A 17,349-nucleotide genomic window follows, 5' to 3' on the forward strand; every position below is an offset into this window, starting at 1 on the left:
AAGCTAAGCCTGCCTGCGCCGATGGTACTGCACCCGACAGGGTGTGGGAGAGTAGGACACCGCCGAACATCCGTTGCTGAAGCCCCCCAACATTGTGTTGGGGGGCTTCACGCATTTGTGAACTCCCTCACGAACTGAGGGTTTGCCCTGGTTCCCCTTTGCCATACCTCATTAGCGGGGCGTATAAATACATCTTGTGTCTATGTTGTATTCCGCTGCGGAGCAGGTGTACCGAGAGGTCAAGGAGTCGATCCTCTCGGGCGACCTACCGGGCGGAGAGCTGATCAGTGAGGGCGACATAGCCCGGCGTATGGAACTCAGTCGCACCCCGGTGCGTGAAGCATTCCTCCGCCTCGAAGCCGAGGGTTGGATGCGGCTCTACCCGAAACGGGGAGCGCTCGTCGTTCCCATTGCCGACGGAGAAGCCGAGAACGTTGTCGACGCACGACAGATGGTGGAAACCCAGAGTCTGCGCAACATCGTCGATCGCCCGGGCGCACTGAGCGCCTTGGACGCAGCCCTGCGCGCCAACCTGACCGACCAGCACCAGATCGCAGAGCGCCGGGATGTCGCTGCCTTCAGCGCTGCGGATGCGGACTTTCATCGGTTGATCGTGAAGGCCGCGGGCAACCCGATTCTCGACAATTTCTACTCCTCGCTGCGCGAACGGCAGCGACGGATGACGGCCCGATCTCTGGCCAGGGACCCGAGTCAGCTGCCCCGGATCATCGAAGACCATTCTCTGCTCGCAGATCTCGTAGCGGCCCGAGATGTCGATGGTTTCGCAGCCGCGCTGCTCACACACATGCACGAAGTACACGGACTGGAACGACGAGGAGGAACGCGATGACCGAATTGCGAGAGGTCACGTCCTCTGTTCGGACCGAGGAGCGATCGGCGAGTAGACGCACCTGGATGTTGGTCGCTGCAAGTATGTTCGCCGTCGCCTGGGGTGGCAACGAGTTCACCCCGCTGCTCGTGATGTATCGGCTGGACCACGGTTTCTCTCCTGTGGTCGTCGACTTCCTGCTGTTCGCGTACGTACTCGGCATCGTGCCGGCCCTGCTGTTGGGAGGCCCGTTGTCGGACCGGCTGGGACGCCGGCCGATCATGTTGCCGGCACCGATCATTGCGATCGTCGGCTCGTTGTTGCTGGCAATCGGCGCTGATTCCGCTCTGCTTCTCGTGCTGGGTCGTGTCCTGTGTGGCATTGCGCTCGGGCTGGGAATGGCAGTGGGTGGCAGCTGGGTGAAGGAACTGTCGTCGGCGCCGTGGGATCAGTCCGCAACGGGCGGAGCGGGCGCTCGCCGCGCGGCGATGAGCCTTACCGCAGGGTTCGGTCTCGGTGCGGGTATCGCCGGAGTGCTGGCACAGTGGGGCCCGCTGACGAGTTCGTCGGCGTATCTGGTCCACATGGCTCTGACCGGAGCGGCCGCCGTCGCACTGTGGAATGCCCCCGAGACCAGGCCCGCGCAGCCTGTGTCCGAGCGGTCCCGTCTGTGGGACGATCTGAAGATTCCGTCCGCGGGACACCGCCGGTTCCTGTACGTGGTTGTGCCGGTCGCTCCATGGGTATTCGGCGCGGCTGCAGCAGCATATGCGGTGATCCCGGCATTGATGTCGGAGAACAGTGGCGGAATTCCCGTTGCCTTCTCTGCACTGCTCTGCGTGGTGGGGCTGGGCTCGGGGTTCCTGATCCAGTCGCTCGGCCGCAAGATCGACACCCCCGCCAACTCGCGTGCCGTTGTTGTCGCGCTGGTTCTGGTGGCAGCGGGTATGGCCGTAGGAGGTGTCCTCGCAGATCAGCTGACGATCCCGATCGCGTTGTTTGCGTCCGTCGTCCTCGGGTGCGGTTACGGCATGGCACTCGTCTCCGGACTACAGGAGATCCAGCGGATCGCGGGGCCCGACGATCTCGCCGGGCTCACTGCAGTCTTCTATTCGTTGACGTACCTGGGCTTCGCAGCCCCAGCAGTGATGGCGGTGCTGTCCGAGACGTTCCCCGCCGTCACGTATACGCGGATGTTCGTGTTCGGTGTGCTGGCCGCGCTGGCCTGCCTCGGACTCGTGATCGCCAAATGGCGTTCACACCTGCCCAGCCGCGACTGAGAACGTCGGGCGTCAGAACGGCCAGTGAGTTCCGGGAGGCAGCGTGAAGACGAAGTCCCCGAAACCGGTGTGGCATTGAATGCGGGTCGGCGGCGGCGGGTAGATCATGATCATCGGCAACGCCTTGCAGTACGGGACGGAGCTCTCGGGCGCTGGTGACGGCGCGACGGGCTGGGCCCCTGCGAGGGCCGGCGCCCCTGCAGTGATGGCCGCAGCGATTGCGACCGATGCGCCCAGGCGAGTGAGCGTCCGAGTTGGTTTCGTGCCAGGCATGCGATCCTCCGAACAGTCCGATCTTCTCTGCCGTATACATCGTCGGACCCATTCGGAGGATTACCGGGCGCAGGTCAGTGGGGGTGCAAAGGCGGAAGCGTCTTCTCGCCCAACCAGGCGTCCCACAGTGGCCGCAGGGATTCGTCGCTGTACCGGCCTGCCAGGTCCGTGAACTGTTCCGACGTCACACTCCCGTGCCGGTGATCGGTCGTCCAAGCCCGCAGCAGTGCGAAGAACTTCCCGTCGCCGAGCCTGCCCCGCACGGCATGCAGCGTCAGCGCGCCTCGCTTGTAGATCCGATCGTCGAACATCAGGTCGGGTCCGGGGTCTCCCACCACGATGTCCTGCGGCTTGCGGGCGAGTCCCTGGTGCGCCTGGACCGCTAGTTGCTCGGCGGACGGACCACCCGAATGCTGCGACCACAGCCACTCCGAGTAGCACGCGAAACCCTCGTGCAGCCAGATATCACGCCACTGGCTCGCCGTCAGGGAGTTGCCGAACCATTGATGCGCCAGTTCGTGTGCGACGAGTCGCTCGGCGGGGTTCCTGCCGGTGCAATGGTTCGCCCCGAAAATCGACAGGCCCTGCGCCTCGATGGGGATCTCGAGTTCGTCGTCGGTGACGACGACGGTGTAGCTCTGGAACGGAAACGGGCCGAACAGGTCGACGAACAGTTCCATCATCGCGGACTGGTCGGCGAAATCTGCGTCGAACGCCGAGCGAAGACGCGGCGGGTGAACCGCGAAGATGGGCACGCTGCCCGTGCCTACGCTGCGATGCTGATAGGGGCCGATCTGGACGGTGGCCAGGTAGCTCGGCATCGGTTCGGTCTGTTCGTACACCCACGTGGTCTGGCTGGCGCGGGTCTGCTTCCGTAGGAGGGTGCCGTTGGCCAGGGCGTAGTACGGCGAGTCGGTGGTGATCGAAATGCGGTAACTGGCTTTGGAACTCGGGTGATCGTCGCACGGAAACCAGGATGCGGCGCCGTTCGGCTGACTGGCGACGAGAGCTCCCTCGGTGAGTTCTTCCCATCCGACGTCGCCCCATTGGCCGCGGATCGGCTGGGGGTTCCCGCTGTACTGGACGGAGGCGACGAGCGCACCACCGGAATGGATGCGATTGCCCGGGGTGAGAACGAGTTTGCCGCCCTGGTGGGACCATTTGACGTTCCGGGAACCGTTCACGGTCACCTTGCCGACCTGAAGATTCTGGGCCAGATCCAACGCGAACCGTGGCCGCTCCTCCGTGGTCACGGCGGTGATCGTCGCCTTGCCCGTCAATCGATTGCTGTTGAGACGGTATCCGAGATCGAGTTCGTAGCGGGACACGCGATAGCCACGGTTCCCGTTCTGCGGAAGGTAGAGGTCGATCGGTGCGTCGGGCACCTTGCCGGGCTTCACTTCTTCACCCACGGTGCGATGGGGTTGCCCTGCCATCTGCTGGACGGGGGAACAGTGTCACCTCGCATCACCAAAGATGCAGGTCCGACCGTCGCGCCCGCTCCAATTCCGGAGGCGGGCAGTGCGACACAGTGCGGACCCAGAGTTGCTCCGGCTCCCAGAGTGACGGTGTCCATGGCCATGATCCGATCATGGAACAGGTGGGTCTGCACAACGCACCCCCGTTCTACCGTTGCGCCGTCCTCGAGCGTCACCAGGTCGGCCTCGGGCAACCAGTACGTTTCACACCAGACGCCCTTTCCGATCCTGGCGCCGAGGCCGCGCAGCCAGACGTTGAGTACCGCCGTGCCAGTGGCCGCACGCGCGAACCATGGTGCGGCAACCGTTTCCACGAACGCGTCGGAAACCTCGTTTCTCCACACGAACGAGCTCCACAGTGGATGCTCCACCTTCCCGATACGGCCGACGACCAGCCATTTGGCGGCCACCGACACCGCGCCGGCCACTGCGCCCGCCACCAGCAGGACGATCCCGCTCAGCAGGGCCGCGAGCCAGTAACCGACCGCCGACGTGAGGACTTCGAGCGCGAACAGGACGCCGAGACCGATACCGAACGTAACCATCACCGGTATCAGACGGCAGGTTTCGACAAGGGCGCGAGCCACTTTCAGCCGGAACGGGGGTTCGAACGTCCGCGTCGAATCGGCCGAGCCGGCGGCACGGCGCAGGCGAACGGGAGGGCTACCCAACCAGGACGAGCCGGATTTCGCCTTCGACGGCGTCGCGGAAAGCACGGCGACGAGACCGTTCTTGGGCACTCGTCGTCCCGGGCCCGTCATGCCGGAGTTTCCGAGGAAGGCGCGTTTGCCGACCTTTGCATGCTCGATGTGAAGCCATCCGCCACCGAGTTCGTAACTCGCAATCATGGTGTCGTCGGCAAGGAAGGCGCCGTCGGCCACCGTCGTGTACTTCGGTAGCAACAGCACGGTCGAAGCCTCGACGTCCTTGCCGATCTTCGCGCCGAGCAGCCGCAGCCATCGGGGTGTGAGAAGGCTGGCGTACAACGGGAACAGGAAGGTTCGGGCCGAATCCATCAGACGCTCGGTCGCCCACACCTGCCACCCGATTCGGCTACGAACGGGGTGATAGCCCTCCTCGAGTCCGATGGACAGAAGTCGAACCGTGACAACGGTAGTCGCCGCGAACACGGCGAGACTCACGAACGTCGACAACGGCAGGTAGAGCATCGAATGCGCGATCGCGGATCCGATCGAATCGGTGTCTCGAACTCCCCAGCCGATGATGGCGATACCCGCGATCAACGCGAAGATCGGCATACCCGCGAGAACCATCGATGTCACACCGAACACCGGAACCCAGTGCGGGGCGCGCTTCGGATGTTCCTTGGGCCAAGGGGCATTCGCCTTACCGACCTTCACCGCCGGCGAACCGGCCCAGCGCTGACCGGCCTTGACGCGTCCGAACACCGCCGAGCCGGGGTCGACGACCGAACCGCGTCCGATCCGGGCGCCCGGCAGCAGTGTCGATCGTGCGCCGACCGTTGCATCGTCACCGACCTTGACAGCGCCGATATGGATCACGTCCCCGTCGATCCAGTGCCCCGACAGGTCGACTTCGGGCTCGACCGAACACCCGTCTCCGAGGTTCAGCATGCCGGTGACCGGTGGCAGCGTGTGCAGGTCGACGCCCTTGCCGACCTTGGCTCCCAGGGCCCGCGCGTAGTAGAGCATCCACGGTGCGCCGGACAGGTTCGCAGCGCCGCTGGCTTCGGTCAGACGCAGTGCAGTCCACAACCGAAGGTGTTCGCTTCCGCCGCGTGCGTAGGTGCCGGGTTCGAGGTTTCGGAGCAGAGTTCGCGAGCCCGCCACGGAAATGCACATTCGGCCGGGCGGCGTGATGAATGCGACGAACGCGAGCGACACCCACCACCACGACACGGTCGGTGCCCACGGCACGTCCACGAACCAGGACAGAACATTGTTCGTCAGTGCCAGCCAGGTGACCCATTGCAGTCCGGTGAGCGTCGTGAGCGGAACCGTTGCCGCGATCTGGGCGAACTGGCTGCCGCGCGGAGTCGGAGTCACGTCGCGCTGCTCCACAGTTGCCACCGGAGCCAACTCGTCGAGATGCTCGGCGAGAGAACCCAGACGTGGATGGTCGTACAGTTGCGCGACGGTGACCTCGGGGTAGTACTCGCGCAGTGCCGTCACCATTCGAGCAGCCGACAGCGAGCCGCCGCCGAGTTCGAAGAAGTCGTCGTCGAGGCCGCTGACCCGGGCTCCGAGAATGGAAGTCCAGAGGCCGGCGACCCAGGCGGCCGTCCCGTCGAGACCCAGTGCCTCCGCTGCGTCCTCACCGCTTCCCGGCAACGGCCACGGCAGGGCATTGCGGTCGACTTTGCCGGACGTCCGTGTGGGGAGTTCGTCGAGCAGCGCGAGACGTGGCACCAGGGCCGCCGGAAGTTGCTCGGTCAGCATCGCGTGTGCGGCCCGGAGGTCGAAATCCGAATCCGTGCTCGCGAGATAGCCGACCAGAACCTGGTGTCCGGCACCGGTTCTGCGTACGGCCGCGGCAGCGCCGCTGACCCCGGGCAGATTCTGTAGGGCGTTGTCGACCTCGCCGAGTTCGATTCGCCGACCGCCGAGCTTCACCTGGTCGTCCGCGCGTCCCTGAAAGAGTAGACCACCGAGTTCGAGGCGGACGAGGTCGCCGCTGCGGTAGGCACGTTCCCATCCGAGTGTCGGCATGGGTGCGTACTTCTCGCCGTCCTTGGCAGGGTCCAGATACCGCGCCAGGCCCACACCGCCGATGACCAGCTCGCCTACCTCGCCGACGGCGACCGGGTGCCCCTCTGCGTCGACGACTGCGAGATCCCAACCGTCCAGTGGAAGTCCGATGCTCACCGGGCTCTTGCCGTCCATCGGTGCGCCACAGGCCACGACCGTTGCTTCGGTGGGACCGTAGGTGTTCCACACCTCACGACCGTCGACCGCCAGTCGTTCGGCCAACTCGGGCGGACACGCCTCGCCGCCGAAGATGAGCAGACGGACGGCTTCGAGCGCCTCCGCCGGCCACAACGCCGCGAGGGTGGGGACGGTGGAGACGATGCTGATGTCCCGCGAGACCAGCCAAGGACCGAGATCCATACCGCTACGAACGAGCGAACGAGGCGCCGGTACGAGGCATGCGCCGCCCCGCCACGCCAGCCACATCTCCTCACACGACGCATCGAATGCCACGGACAGTCCTGCCAACACCCGGTCCCCGGGGCCGATGGGCTCGGCCTGTAGGAACATGCGAGCCTCGGCGTCGACGAATGCGGCCGCATTGCGATGGTCCACCGCGACGCCCTTCGGAGTGCCGGTGGAACCCGAGGTGAAGATGATCCAGGCGTCGTCGTCCGGTGTGGGTTTCCGGGACGGGGGACTAACGGTGCGCGCAGGTGCGGTACCAGGGCGAACTCCGTCCCCGGTGACGATGACGGCCACCTGCGCCTCGCCGAAGACCAGATCGGCTCGCTCGTCCGGGTCGTCGGCGTCGACGGGTACATACGCGGCACCCGCAGCCAGGGTGGACAGAATCGCCACGTACAGCGAATACGAACCCGACGGTATCCGGATTCCGACACGGTCGCCCGCGCCGACTCCGGCATCCGCCAACCACTGGGCGCCCTCTTCGATCGCTACCAGGAGTTCCTGGTAGGTGAGGGTTGTGGTGCCGTCGTCGATGGCGGCCGCATCGGGGTGGGCATTCGCCGTCTCGGTGAGGATGTCGACGAGCGTGCGGGGAATCGGTGCACAGTCAGCGCGAAGGTATCCCTCGGGTATGCCGCGGGAACGAGTGGAATCGGGGGTGTCCGAATCGAACTGTGAATGGAGCTTCAATCCAGGATTCCTTCTTCTGCGAGCTGGTGGTGCGGTGGGCTCGTTATTTCACAGCCAGGTGGACGGTTGGTGAACATTTGGCGTCGCAAGGACTGTCGTCGACCATTGTTTCACCGCCGAGATGTCACTTCGCTGCAGTTCGCACGCCTATTACCCCCGACGAATGTCACACCGGTTCGCCTGAGCTGAACCGGTGTGACATTCGTCGGGGAGCGACAGCGCTGTCTGCGCGGCGACACTCGAACCTTGGACGCGGCCGTGTCGATGTCCGAAGGAGTGGGTGAGGGGTTGTCTCCGTTGACGGTCAGCAGTCCGGCGTCATTCACAGTTCGAACAGGGCTCGAGCCTGATTGCTCGGATCGTTCGGAACAGCAATCTCCCCACCGTCCGGAATATCGGCAAGTGCGGCGCGGTTGCTCGAGTACAGTCCGAGGGGCACGATCTGAGTGGCACCCATGAGAGTCAGTGTGTCGTCGGCACCCACGTTGTGCTCGCCGAGGGACCGAAGGTGCTGGAACAGGTCGACGTCGATCTGTCCTTGTGACAGGGCAGTATTCGGCTGCGTGTAATCCGAGAAGTTCACTATGTCGAGGGTGATTCCGGCATCGGCGGGCCTTCGGCTCGAACACCTCCCGGTAGTGATCACTGGCCTCCGTGGTGCCGATGCGCACCGCGCCGTCCTCGGCGGAGTCGCCCGAGCATGCCGTGACCCCGGATCATCAACGGAACGGTCGATTGCCAAGGCGAAACGGCTGAACTTCACGTCGGAGACCTCACTGTGTGCGGAATGTGGCCACCTGTGTGGCCGTGACAGACTGCATGTGTGCGGCGAGCGGGACAGAACTGTTCCGATCTCGGTGATTCGAACACGCAGTTGACAACATGGTCCGACTCCTGCATTCTCGTTTTCAGGTCACGAGTACCAGCGTCAAGCCCCGGCTAGCTGGTCGGCAACCCTCCACCGCGGCGGGGTGCTCCGGGTGACGACCGGGCCGAGGTTCGAACCCGAATCCGGCAAGCGCGGACTCCGAGTAGTCACTCCGCAAGGTTTGCCGACTGCGACGAGTCCCTGATGGCAAGGGATTTCGTGATGACCGCTGCATTTACCGCTATCGCTCCGCTCGCCCAGGTGACGGGTGCAGACCTGTGTGTTCCGCTCGCCGACGGCAGCACCCGGACGTACGCGAACTTCGATTACGCCGCGAGCGCACCGGCGCTCACCCAGGTCGTAGAACGCATCGACCAGCTACTGCACACGTACTCGAGCGTTCATCGTGGCGCAGGATATGCGTCGAAGGTATCGACCGACAATTACGAGAATGCTCGCGAAATTGTCGGCCGGTTCGTGGGTGCCACCGACGAACATGTCGTGGTCTTCACCCGCAACACCACCGATTCTCTGAACCTGCTGGCCGGCTGTGTGCCGGGTTCGGTCGTGGTCCTGGACATCGAGCATCACGCGAACCTCTTGCCGTGGAAGGGATCCCGGATCGTCCGAGCCGCAGGCACGATCGAGGAGACGATCCGCCGCTTGGTCGTCGAGTTGTGCGCACGGCCTGCGGGTCTATTGGCGATCACCGGCGCCTCCAACGTCACCGGTGAGGTACTGCCCATAGCCCGAATTGCCGACATCGCGCACCGCTGTGGCGCTCGAATCCTGGTGGACGCCGCGCAGTTGGCTCCCCACCGCGCGATCGACATCGGAGCTTGGGGCGTCGACTACCTGGCATTTTCGGGTCACAAGCTCTACGCGCCGTTCGGTGCGGGGGTGCTGGTCGGTCGCCGCGACTGGCTCGACTGCGCCGATCCGTACCTTTCCGGTGGTGGCGCGGTTCGGAACGTCACCGTCACGAACACGCAATGGGCGCTTTCTCCCGCCCGCCACGAAGCGGGCACACCGAACATCCTGGGTGCCGGCGCATTGGCGGCGGCGTGCGAGACGATCGAGAGTCTGGGATTCGAGTACATCGCCGAACACGAACGCGCTCTGTGTGAGCAGTTGGTTGCAGGTCTGCGGACCGTGCCCGGTCTCGAAGTGCTGAGTCTGTGGTCGGATTGCGAGGACTCGGTCGGAATCGTCACCTTCACGGTAGACGGGTTCGAGCCGAGAGAGATCGCAACCTATCTGTCGGACGTTCACGGGATCGGTGTGCGGGACGGACGTTTCTGCGCGCATCCACTGCTCGACAGGTTGGGGCATGCAGACGGTGCGGTGCGCGCCAGCATCGGTCTCGGCACCGGCTGCGCCGACGTCGAACGTCTGGTGGGGGCTGTCCGCACACTGGTGCCGGAATCCGCGCTAGCATGAGCGGCATGGCATCGCAGGCAGGAACCACACGGGTGGCTCACTGGTGCCGTCGGCATGTGGATCTGTGCCGAACCGCCTCGGGCATGTGTTTCGACTGACGATCCGTCAGTTCGTAATCAACACACCATTTCCCGAGGAGAACCCATGTCTTCTGTCGATTTCGCAGTCGTCCGTCCGCTTCGTGTCGCCGTCGAACTGGTGGGGGCCGGGCATCACCCGGCAGCCACCGCGGCGCCGGGCAATCGCGCAGTACCCGAAAACTACTGGGTCGAGTTGACCGACCCCGGCGTCACCGAACCGTTGGACCTCACATCCGATCCTGCCGAGGTGGTACGTATTCGCGCAGTGGACCTTCGTGACGCACAGCAACAGCGCACGCGGATCCGGGCGGCCGCCGCCGCGGATGGGCGTGATCCGGATTCGATCACGGTCCTGGTCGATGTGGAAATCCTCGTCGCCGACGAAGCGAGGGCGGCCCGAAAAGAGTTGGCGCAGTTGGACAGTGCCCTGGATGTGGCACGTGCACCGCTGTCGCTGCAGTACATCGGAACAGGGTCCGGTCTCGCTGGTCTGATCTCGGATATCCAAGCCGCCGACGTCGCGGACGGAGTGACGCTCCTGCCGCTCTCACTCCCCAGGGTTCTGCAGAATCTGGTCGAGGTGACGCTGCCGTGGCTCGGCGATCGGGGTGTGCAACTGGCTCAGGGAGCAGCCGACGACGCGTTGGCCAGGTTCGGCCTGTCACGCGATCGTCGGGTGCTCGCGTCCTGAGCCCGGCCTACTCCGCGATCGGAGTGGGCCGGTAGTACCGGCCCTCGTGGTACAGCAGGGGAGCGGCAGCGGTTTCGTTCAACTCCTCGCTGTACACGCGGGTGACCAGGCCGATGACGAGCGTGTGGTCACCGACCGGAATCAGCTGATCGACCTTCACGCGTAGCCAGCTCGGGGTGCCGTGCAGTACCGGCTCGCCGCTGTCGAGACGCGTCCACAGCGATTCGTCCGCGAACCGCTCGTCCGCGCTACGCGCGAAGCGCTGGGCGAGATGCTGCTGGTGCTCACCCAGCAGGTGAATGACGAGGGTCTCCGCAGAGTGCACCGCGCCGATGCTCGAGGACGTGTTCGCGATGTTGAGAGACACCAGCGGCGGGTCGAGCGAGAGCGATGCAAAGGACGTGGCGGTGAATCCGACTGGGCCGGACCCGGCATCGAGCGTCACGACGGTGACGCCTGCGGGGTGACGGCCCAAGGCGGCGCGGTACTCGGCGGCACCGATGCCGTCGTTGCGGTATTCGGAAAGGTGCTTCACTGGATCGGACAACGAATTCTCCGTGTATGTAGTGGTCGTGCGCGTATCAGACGTGTTTGGACTGCTCTGCAGGCGAACACAGAGACGCGTCCGTACGGCACAGGTCGACGTGGCGTCGCCTCCACACTCGGATCATCATGATGAGCCCACTATATGTGAATCCGGTTCGGAATCGACGTCGAGTCGTTTCCCCTTGACCTCGAGTGCACTCGAGGTTCGAGACTGGCTGCAACATCCGAAATCTAAAGGTGAATGCGATGTATGCAGTCCGTGTCCACGAGTACGGGGGACCCGAAGTGCTCGTCCACGAAGAGGTCCCCGATCCTGTGGCGGGTCCGGGACAGGTGGTGGTCGGAGTGTCCGTTGCCGATGTGATGTTCCTCGACACGCTGCTCCGTGGCGGCTGGGGTGGCGAAGTGTTTCCCCGAGACCTTCCCTACGTACCGGGTGGTGGCGGGGCGGGCGAGGTGTTGTCGGTGGGCGCAGGAGTCGACCCCGCATGGGTCGGACGCAAGGTGGTCGCTCGCACGACGCCGGCGCGCACGTCGTTGCAGCGGCGCGAGGTGAGCAGAAGCTGCAGTCGGCAAGGCGCCGCGGGGCCGATGTCACCGTCGATTACACCGAAGACGGCTGGGTACAACGCGTTCGCGATGCCACAGGCGGGTTCGGTGCGACTCTGATCTTCGACGGTGCGGGTGGCGACCTGGGTGTGGAGGCGTTCGACGCGACGGCAGACGGTGGGCGGTTCACCACTTATGGAAGCTCCGGCGGATTCACCGAGATCGGCCCGGACGCTGCACACGAACGCCGGATCGACGTCTACTACGCGCTTGCCGCAGGACCACCGGATCGGGCAACGGCGCGAGCCCGTCTCGAACGAGCCTTGTCGCTGGCCGAGGAAGGTCGGCTTCGCCCGGAGATCGGGGTGACCTACCCCTTGGAGCGCGCCGTCGATGCGCACGTTGCGCTCGCGAACCGAAGCGTGATCGGCAAGTCGCTCCTGCTGGTCCGCACATCGGAACGGAATCAATCCATGTCGACGGAGAGGCCGGCGGTGATGCGGAGAAGTTCGGAGTAGGTAGTGCGGAACACGAAGCTCGGATGCCCCGCTGCCGCCCACAGTTCCCGATGGTCACCGAGCGCGGAGTCGACGAACGTCTGCAGATTGGTGGGGTGACCGAGCGGCGCAACGCCACCGACCGGTTGCGCCGTCGCCGTGGTGATCATGTCCAACGGCGCGGGAGTCAGCGCTCCGTCGAGCCGTTTACCGGTCCTGGGCAGATCGACACGGTGAGAACCCGACACCAGGAGCAGAACGGGCTCGTCGTCGAGGAGAAACACCAGTGATTTCACGATCGCACCGACGTCGACGCCCAGCGCCCCCGCAGCCTCCGTGGCGGTGTGCGCCGACTCCGGGCTCGCGACGATCACACCGTGATGACCGCGCGCGATGAGGGTCTCGGAGACATGCGCCGCGTTGGGATGCAGTGTCGTCGACATGATCTCAGGGTAGGACGAGACCGTGTGCGCCAGCGACTGTACGAGGTCACGGGTTGGCGAAGACGGCTATCCAGCGCTGCGCCGCGCCCTCAGAATGGCCCGCACGCGGTACTTGACCAGGGCGAAACCGATATCGACCACGTAGAACTTGGTGGTCACCAGGAACTGCTGGAAGCGACCTCGGTGGATGGCGAAATCCAGGGCGTGGACGAGGTCGGAATCGGTCTCGCCCTGGGCACGAAGGCGCTCCAGGTTCTCCTTCGCGAAGAGCTCCCCGCCTTCGCCGCCGGCTCGCAGGTACATCCATCGGACACTGCGCGGATCGATCTTCTTCGGCAGGCTCTCACATCGACCGCCCGCGCCCACGATGTGCAGCCCGATCATCGTTCGGATGCACTTCTCGCAGATGCCGCAGTTGTACTTGCCGGAAAGGTTCGACCAGCACACTCGCAGGTGACGCATCGCGGTGGGAGACTCCGCGAGCACAGCCAACTTGGCGACACGATCGGCTTCGATGCCGTCGTGCACGATCGTGACCCGACTGCTCGACCACAACGGATCGAGGTCCGGATGAGTGCCCAAGGGGGCGAGGCGGGACTCGTCGTCGGACGCCGGAATGTAGACCTTGCCGAGGACGGGGGACAGCAGCAGCGAGATGTGTGCGAGGAAGGCGCCGTGCGCCTGGTTCTGCCAATGTGGTCCGTGCTTCGCGTGCAGGTAGCGCATGTTGGAACGAACCTCGATCAGTTCCTTCCCCAGGTCGTCCGCCATCTTCCTGGCTCGATCGACGGCTTCGTCCCAGAGCGCCTCGTTGTCGAGACTGATGTCGAGACCGTGGATGATGATCAAGTGCGTGATCTCGTCGATGTGCTTCAGGGCCGTGTAGAACGAATCGACACCGCCCGAGAAGAAGCAACCGACGCCCCGAGCACCGGGTTCGGAGTGCTCCGGCGCCGCGGCCTTCGTGCGGGTGCCACTGCGCTGTAGCTGGTCCGGGTACCAGCCGAGCAGAACTTCCTCGGCAGCGAGACTCCCCGCCAGCGCGACCTCGTCCACGGCCGGTGCCACGTCGAGGGTGAGGCCCTTGGGCATCGACGTCACCCGCAACGGGGGCAACCACGCAGTTCCGGTGACGTCGATGTCGACATTGGACTCGGTCCACACGGTGAACGGCTCACCACCGATCGTCAACTCGGCGGTGGACCGGCGTCGCCGAGAGTCCGTCGAAACGGACGCCGTGAGGTCGGTAGACATGGTGAGGCCTTTACTGTCGGTGGAATTGTCCGAGTGTTGCAGAGTTCAAGCAGGCAGGCGAGCGCGAACACGTTCCACTAACGCACGAATTTCGTTCACGACGAGGTTCGGTTCGGTCAGCTGAATATCGTGACTCGAATTCCTCGAGTAGAGGTGACGCCCTTCCGGCGACAATTCTGCGATGCGCGCATGCGCAGCGCCGAGAAAGTCCCGGTGGCGGTCGCGCTCACGACTCATTCGATTCGAGGAAATGCTGCACATGGGGACGTCCGGAACAATCGGTCCGTTCGCGTGCAGCTTTTCGAAACTCGATCCGAACGCGCGCCATTCCTCGCGGGCTGCCCGCACGGAGTTCATGCGCGCTGCCTCGGTGGCAGCGGCACGCGCATCCTCGGCCGCAAGGTCGCCGAAACGAAACCGCTCCAGCAGTGGGGCGAGCAGACCGAGTTGCGCCAGCACCACCTGCGCGCCGTAGATCAGCGAGGCACCACGCATCGCCGCCGACATCTGATCGGGATCGACTGTCTCCGGTACCTCGTCGACCAGTGTCAATGCACTGAATGTCTCGGGCCGTACGGTCTCCGCCATCCTGACGATCGGGCCGCCGTAGCTGTGGCCCACGCCTATCGTCGCGCAGTCGGTGGCCGCGTCGACGACGGCGAGATGGTCGGACAGCAGACGATCGAAATCGCGGCCGCCGGGATCCGGGTCGCTCAGTCCGTGCCCCGCGCGGTCGTAGACGACCGTGCGTGCGAACTCGGCTACACGCGGTTGTACGAGTGCCCAGGTCGAGCGGCTCCTGCCCATTCCTGCCTCGAAGAACACGGTTACCGGGCCCTCCCCGGTCGTCTGGTAATGCAGGCGACGACCACCCAATGACACGTAATTCGAGGAGCCTTTGGTACCCATTGAGGACGAGACTCCTTCCGTGACGTACGTCGCATTGTTGGGTGCTGATGCGACTATTGCACGTACCACATTGAAGGACTCGCTTCGATCAGTCCAGTTACCCACGGGTAATCGAACGGAGTGTTAACGAATCGTGAATGGATATTCGGTCATTCCGGGAAATAAATTGGAACAACCGGATATTCCGGTCGAATCAGGCAGGAATTGCCGAGACCCCGCTCAAGAACGAATCGATGTGTCGCCACGAGTTCTCGCGGGCGCCGGGGCCGGCGACGATACCGAGGTGATTTCCCGGTGACGTTTCGAAGCGGACGTGCGGCGAACCGCTGAGGACGGTTGTCGCGTGTGCGACGGAGTCGGCAGGCGCGAGGACGTCGTCGGTGCCGCCGATGGCAAGAACAGGAACGCGAACATCGGCAAGATCGACGTGACGATCGCCGAGTCGAACGCGGCCGTGCGCGAGCGAATTGCGAAGGACGAGTTGCGAGGCCATCTGCTCGAAGAGACGGCCTGGGTAACCGGGCATGTCGGACTGGAACCGGTCTATCGCTTCCATTCGGGCGAGGCTTTCGGTGTCGAGGAGATTTCGTGCGATGAACCAGGGTTTCGTGAGTTCACGCTGCAACGCGGTGAATCGGTAGCCGGCCTGAACGAGCGGCGCCGGGAGCCCGCCCAGCGCCCAGGTGAGGGTGGTGAGTGGCTTCTCGGTCGTCACCTTGCCCACCATTCGCAGTGCCTCGATGGTGGGGATCTTCGTGTAGTCGAGGGGCGTGCCGATCGCGGTCACCGAACTCAGCGGCAACTCGGGGCGTGACGCCGCGGTCAGGAGGGAGATCGTCCCACCGAGGCTCCATCCGACGAGGTGCACGGGAGCGCCGTCGTGACGGGCGCTCACCCTGCGGATCGTGTCGGGCAGCACGTTCTCGGTCCAGTATTCGAAACCGAGGCGTCGGTCCGAACGGTGCATGGCGCCGTAGTCCACGACGTAGGTGGGCAGTCCCTGCTCGGACAGGTGCGCCGCGAGACTCTGCCCGGGGCGAAGGTCGAAGCACTGAACCGGAGCCGCGAGGGGTGGGACGAGCAGGACCGGAGTCTGTGTACTACCGGTGCCGTGGAATCGATACAGGTCCGGTGGTGGCCTGCGAAGATCGGCTCCGACGGCGTGCGCTCGACGGGTGCGATGCCGCCACCGAAGGAGACGTTCCAGGCGTTGCGCGCTGCATGTGACAAGTACACAGCGTGTGACAGGTATTGGGGGCTCGGCAACTGATTTCTGACGAGGTCGAGCACGAGGGTCCTCTCGGGGGTGGAACGTCTATCTGAGTGTGACCGGGAATCTGCTGGTACTTCATTTCGTCGCCGACATCGCTACCCTCGAGCAATGAGCGCAGAGAAGAGCTGGAACGCATTCACCGTCGAGACGAAAGCGAACGTTGCCCAGGTGACCCTGATCGGGCCGGGTAAGGGCAACGCGATGGGCCCCGACTTCTGGCAGGAATTGCCGGAGATCTTCGCCGCACTCGACGCGGACCCGGAGGTGCGGGCTGTGGTACTCGCGGGTTCCGGCAAGCACTTCTCGTTCGGACTCGACCTGCCCGCGATGAGCGGCGAGTTCGGCGCCGTGCTGGCGGACAAGGCCCAGGCCGGTCCGCGCACCAAGTTCCACGAGATGATCAAGCGGATGCAGGCCTCGATCAACGCGGTTGCCGACTGCCGCAAGCCGGTTATCGCGGCGGTCCACGGCTGGTGCATCGGCGGCGGCGTCGATCTGATCACGGCCGCGGACTTCCGCTACGCCTCCACCGACGCCAAGTTCAGCGTCCGTGAGGTCAAGGTTGCGATCGTGGCGGACATGGGCAGCCTCGCGCGTCTCCCGGCAATCATCGGTGACGGTCATCTTCGGGAGCTGGCGCTGACCGGAAAGGACATCGACTCCGGAACTGCCGAGAAGATCGGCCTCGTCAACGCGGTGTACGAGGATGCGGAATCGGTGCTCGCCGCAGCCCACGAGACGGCCGCGCAGATCGCCGCCAATCCGCCGTTGGTGGTGCATGGCATCAAGGACGTGCTCGATCACTCGCGCTCGGCCGCGGTCGGCGACAGTCTGCGCTACGTCGCCGCCTGGAACGCCGCCTTCCTGCCTTCGCAGGACCTCACGGAGGCCATCTCTGCAGTGTTCGAGAAGCGTCCGCCCGAGTTCAAAGGGGAGTAGTCCCCGATGCGGATCACCGAGTGAGCCGCGATAGCCCATCGGCGGGTGTGCGACGCGAATGTCGCACACCCGCCGATCTGTATTCGAACCGTCTTACCAGCCAACATGTTTCGAACGGACCTTCCCGAAGCCTGGAATGGATGTGATGTAAGTCACACCTACCAATCGGTTCG

14 protein-coding genes, 2 pseudogenes and 1 riboswitch are annotated in these 17,349 nt (G+C 64.5%); of the genes and pseudogenes, 7 read left to right on the forward strand and 9 right to left on the reverse strand.

What is annotated here, in order from left to right; all coding sequences use genetic code 11:
• Positions 1–202 precede the first annotated feature (202 nt).
• Together ACFWO3_RS15670 and ACFWO3_RS15675 are read left to right on the forward strand one after the other, a co-directional pair.
• Complete coding sequence (locus ACFWO3_RS15670; protein ID WP_378579268.1) at positions 203–850, forward strand: GntR family transcriptional regulator; 648 nt, start codon at positions 203–205, stop codon at positions 848–850.
• Entirely contained in the window at positions 847–2,109 is a 1,263-nt protein-coding gene (locus tag ACFWO3_RS15675; RefSeq protein ID WP_378579270.1) for an MFS transporter, read from the forward strand. The genes ACFWO3_RS15670 and ACFWO3_RS15675 overlap by 4 nt, the downstream gene beginning before the upstream one ends.
• A gap of 12 nt (positions 2,110–2,121) precedes the next feature.
• On the opposite strand, the gene ACFWO3_RS15680 is transcribed toward ACFWO3_RS15675, so the two are convergent.
• The 4 genes and pseudogenes from ACFWO3_RS15680 to ACFWO3_RS15695 all read right to left on the reverse strand — a co-directional run.
• Positions 2,122–2,382, reverse strand: a complete 261-nt coding sequence (locus ACFWO3_RS15680; RefSeq protein ID WP_378579272.1) for a hypothetical protein — start codon at positions 2,380–2,382, stop codon at positions 2,122–2,124.
• A gap of 74 nt (positions 2,383–2,456) precedes the next feature.
• Positions 2,457–3,818 carry a M1 family metallopeptidase gene (locus ACFWO3_RS15685; protein ID WP_378579274.1) on the reverse strand — a complete coding sequence of 454 codons (1,362 nt, stop codon included), beginning with the start codon at positions 3,816–3,818 and terminating at the stop codon, positions 2,457–2,459.
• Positions 3,779–7,687, reverse strand: a complete 3,909-nt coding sequence (locus ACFWO3_RS15690; RefSeq protein ID WP_378579276.1) for a Pls/PosA family non-ribosomal peptide synthetase — start codon at positions 7,685–7,687, stop codon at positions 3,779–3,781. Before ACFWO3_RS15690 ends, ACFWO3_RS15685 begins: the two co-directional genes overlap by 40 nt.
• 230 nt (positions 7,688–7,917) lie before the next feature.
• Positions 7,918–8,403 (reverse strand): annotated as a pseudogene (locus ACFWO3_RS15695) (MetQ/NlpA family ABC transporter substrate-binding protein); the annotation flags it as partial.
• Positions 8,404–8,598: 195 nt separating this feature from the next.
• A riboswitch (SAM riboswitch) is annotated at positions 8,599–8,714 on the forward strand.
• Positions 8,715–8,777: 63 nt separating this feature from the next.
• Here ACFWO3_RS15695 and ACFWO3_RS15700 point away from each other — a divergent pair.
• Both ACFWO3_RS15700 and ACFWO3_RS15705 read left to right on the forward strand, forming a co-directional pair.
• Positions 8,778–9,995, forward strand: coding sequence for an aminotransferase class V-fold PLP-dependent enzyme (locus ACFWO3_RS15700; protein ID WP_378579278.1), 1,218 nt, complete (start codon positions 8,778–8,780; stop codon positions 9,993–9,995).
• A 144-nt stretch (positions 9,996–10,139) separates the two neighbouring features.
• Positions 10,140–10,766: a hypothetical protein gene (locus ACFWO3_RS15705; protein WP_378579280.1), complete on the forward strand. Its 627-nt coding sequence runs from the start codon at positions 10,140–10,142 to the stop codon at positions 10,764–10,766.
• A 7-nt stretch (positions 10,767–10,773) separates the two neighbouring features.
• Here the strand turns inward: ACFWO3_RS15705 and ACFWO3_RS15710 are convergent, their stop codons facing one another.
• Positions 10,774–11,313, reverse strand: coding sequence for a flavin reductase family protein (locus tag ACFWO3_RS15710; RefSeq protein WP_378579282.1), 540 nt, complete (start codon positions 11,311–11,313; stop codon positions 10,774–10,776).
• A gap of 245 nt (positions 11,314–11,558) precedes the next feature.
• Here ACFWO3_RS15710 and ACFWO3_RS15715 point away from each other — a divergent pair, with 245 nt between their 5' ends.
• Together ACFWO3_RS15715 and ACFWO3_RS15720 are read left to right on the forward strand one after the other, a co-directional pair.
• Positions 11,559–11,981 carry an alcohol dehydrogenase catalytic domain-containing protein gene (locus ACFWO3_RS15715; RefSeq protein WP_378579284.1) on the forward strand — a complete coding sequence of 141 codons (423 nt, stop codon included), beginning with the start codon at positions 11,559–11,561 and terminating at the stop codon, positions 11,979–11,981.
• A complete protein-coding gene (locus ACFWO3_RS15720) occupies positions 11,876–12,379 on the forward strand; it encodes a zinc-binding dehydrogenase (protein WP_378579520.1) in 504 nt (167 codons plus the stop codon). Before ACFWO3_RS15715 ends, ACFWO3_RS15720 begins: the two co-directional genes overlap by 106 nt.
• Here ACFWO3_RS15720 and ACFWO3_RS15725 read toward each other — a convergent pair.
• The 4 genes and pseudogenes from ACFWO3_RS15725 to ACFWO3_RS15740 all read right to left on the reverse strand — a co-directional run bounded on the left by ACFWO3_RS15725 (position 12,328) and on the right by ACFWO3_RS15740 (position 16,212).
• Positions 12,328–12,801, reverse strand: coding sequence for a YbaK/EbsC family protein (locus ACFWO3_RS15725; RefSeq protein WP_378579285.1), 474 nt, complete (start codon positions 12,799–12,801; stop codon positions 12,328–12,330). The two genes, ACFWO3_RS15720 and ACFWO3_RS15725, sit on opposite strands and share 52 nt — an antisense overlap.
• A gap of 66 nt (positions 12,802–12,867) precedes the next feature.
• Positions 12,868–14,055 (reverse strand): hypothetical protein, encoded by a 1,188-nt coding sequence (locus ACFWO3_RS15730; RefSeq protein ID WP_378579287.1) that lies wholly within the window; start codon positions 14,053–14,055, stop codon positions 12,868–12,870.
• 45 nt (positions 14,056–14,100) lie between these two features.
• Positions 14,101–14,964 carry an alpha/beta fold hydrolase gene (locus ACFWO3_RS15735; RefSeq protein WP_378579289.1) on the reverse strand — a complete coding sequence of 288 codons (864 nt, stop codon included), beginning with the start codon at positions 14,962–14,964 and terminating at the stop codon, positions 14,101–14,103.
• A gap of 193 nt (positions 14,965–15,157) precedes the next feature.
• Positions 15,158–16,212, reverse strand: a pseudogene (locus ACFWO3_RS15740) (alpha/beta fold hydrolase).
• 133 nt (positions 16,213–16,345) lie between these two features.
• Between ACFWO3_RS15740 and ACFWO3_RS15745 the strand changes: the two are divergent.
• Positions 16,346–17,176 (forward strand): crotonase/enoyl-CoA hydratase family protein, encoded by an 831-nt coding sequence (locus ACFWO3_RS15745; RefSeq protein WP_378579291.1) that lies wholly within the window; start codon positions 16,346–16,348, stop codon positions 17,174–17,176.
• The last annotated feature ends 173 nt before the right edge of the window (positions 17,177–17,349 follow it).

The organism is Rhodococcus sp. NPDC058521, assembly GCF_042719695.1.
In the GTDB taxonomy this organism is placed as follows: domain Bacteria; phylum Actinomycetota; class Actinomycetes; order Mycobacteriales; family Mycobacteriaceae; genus Rhodococcus_F.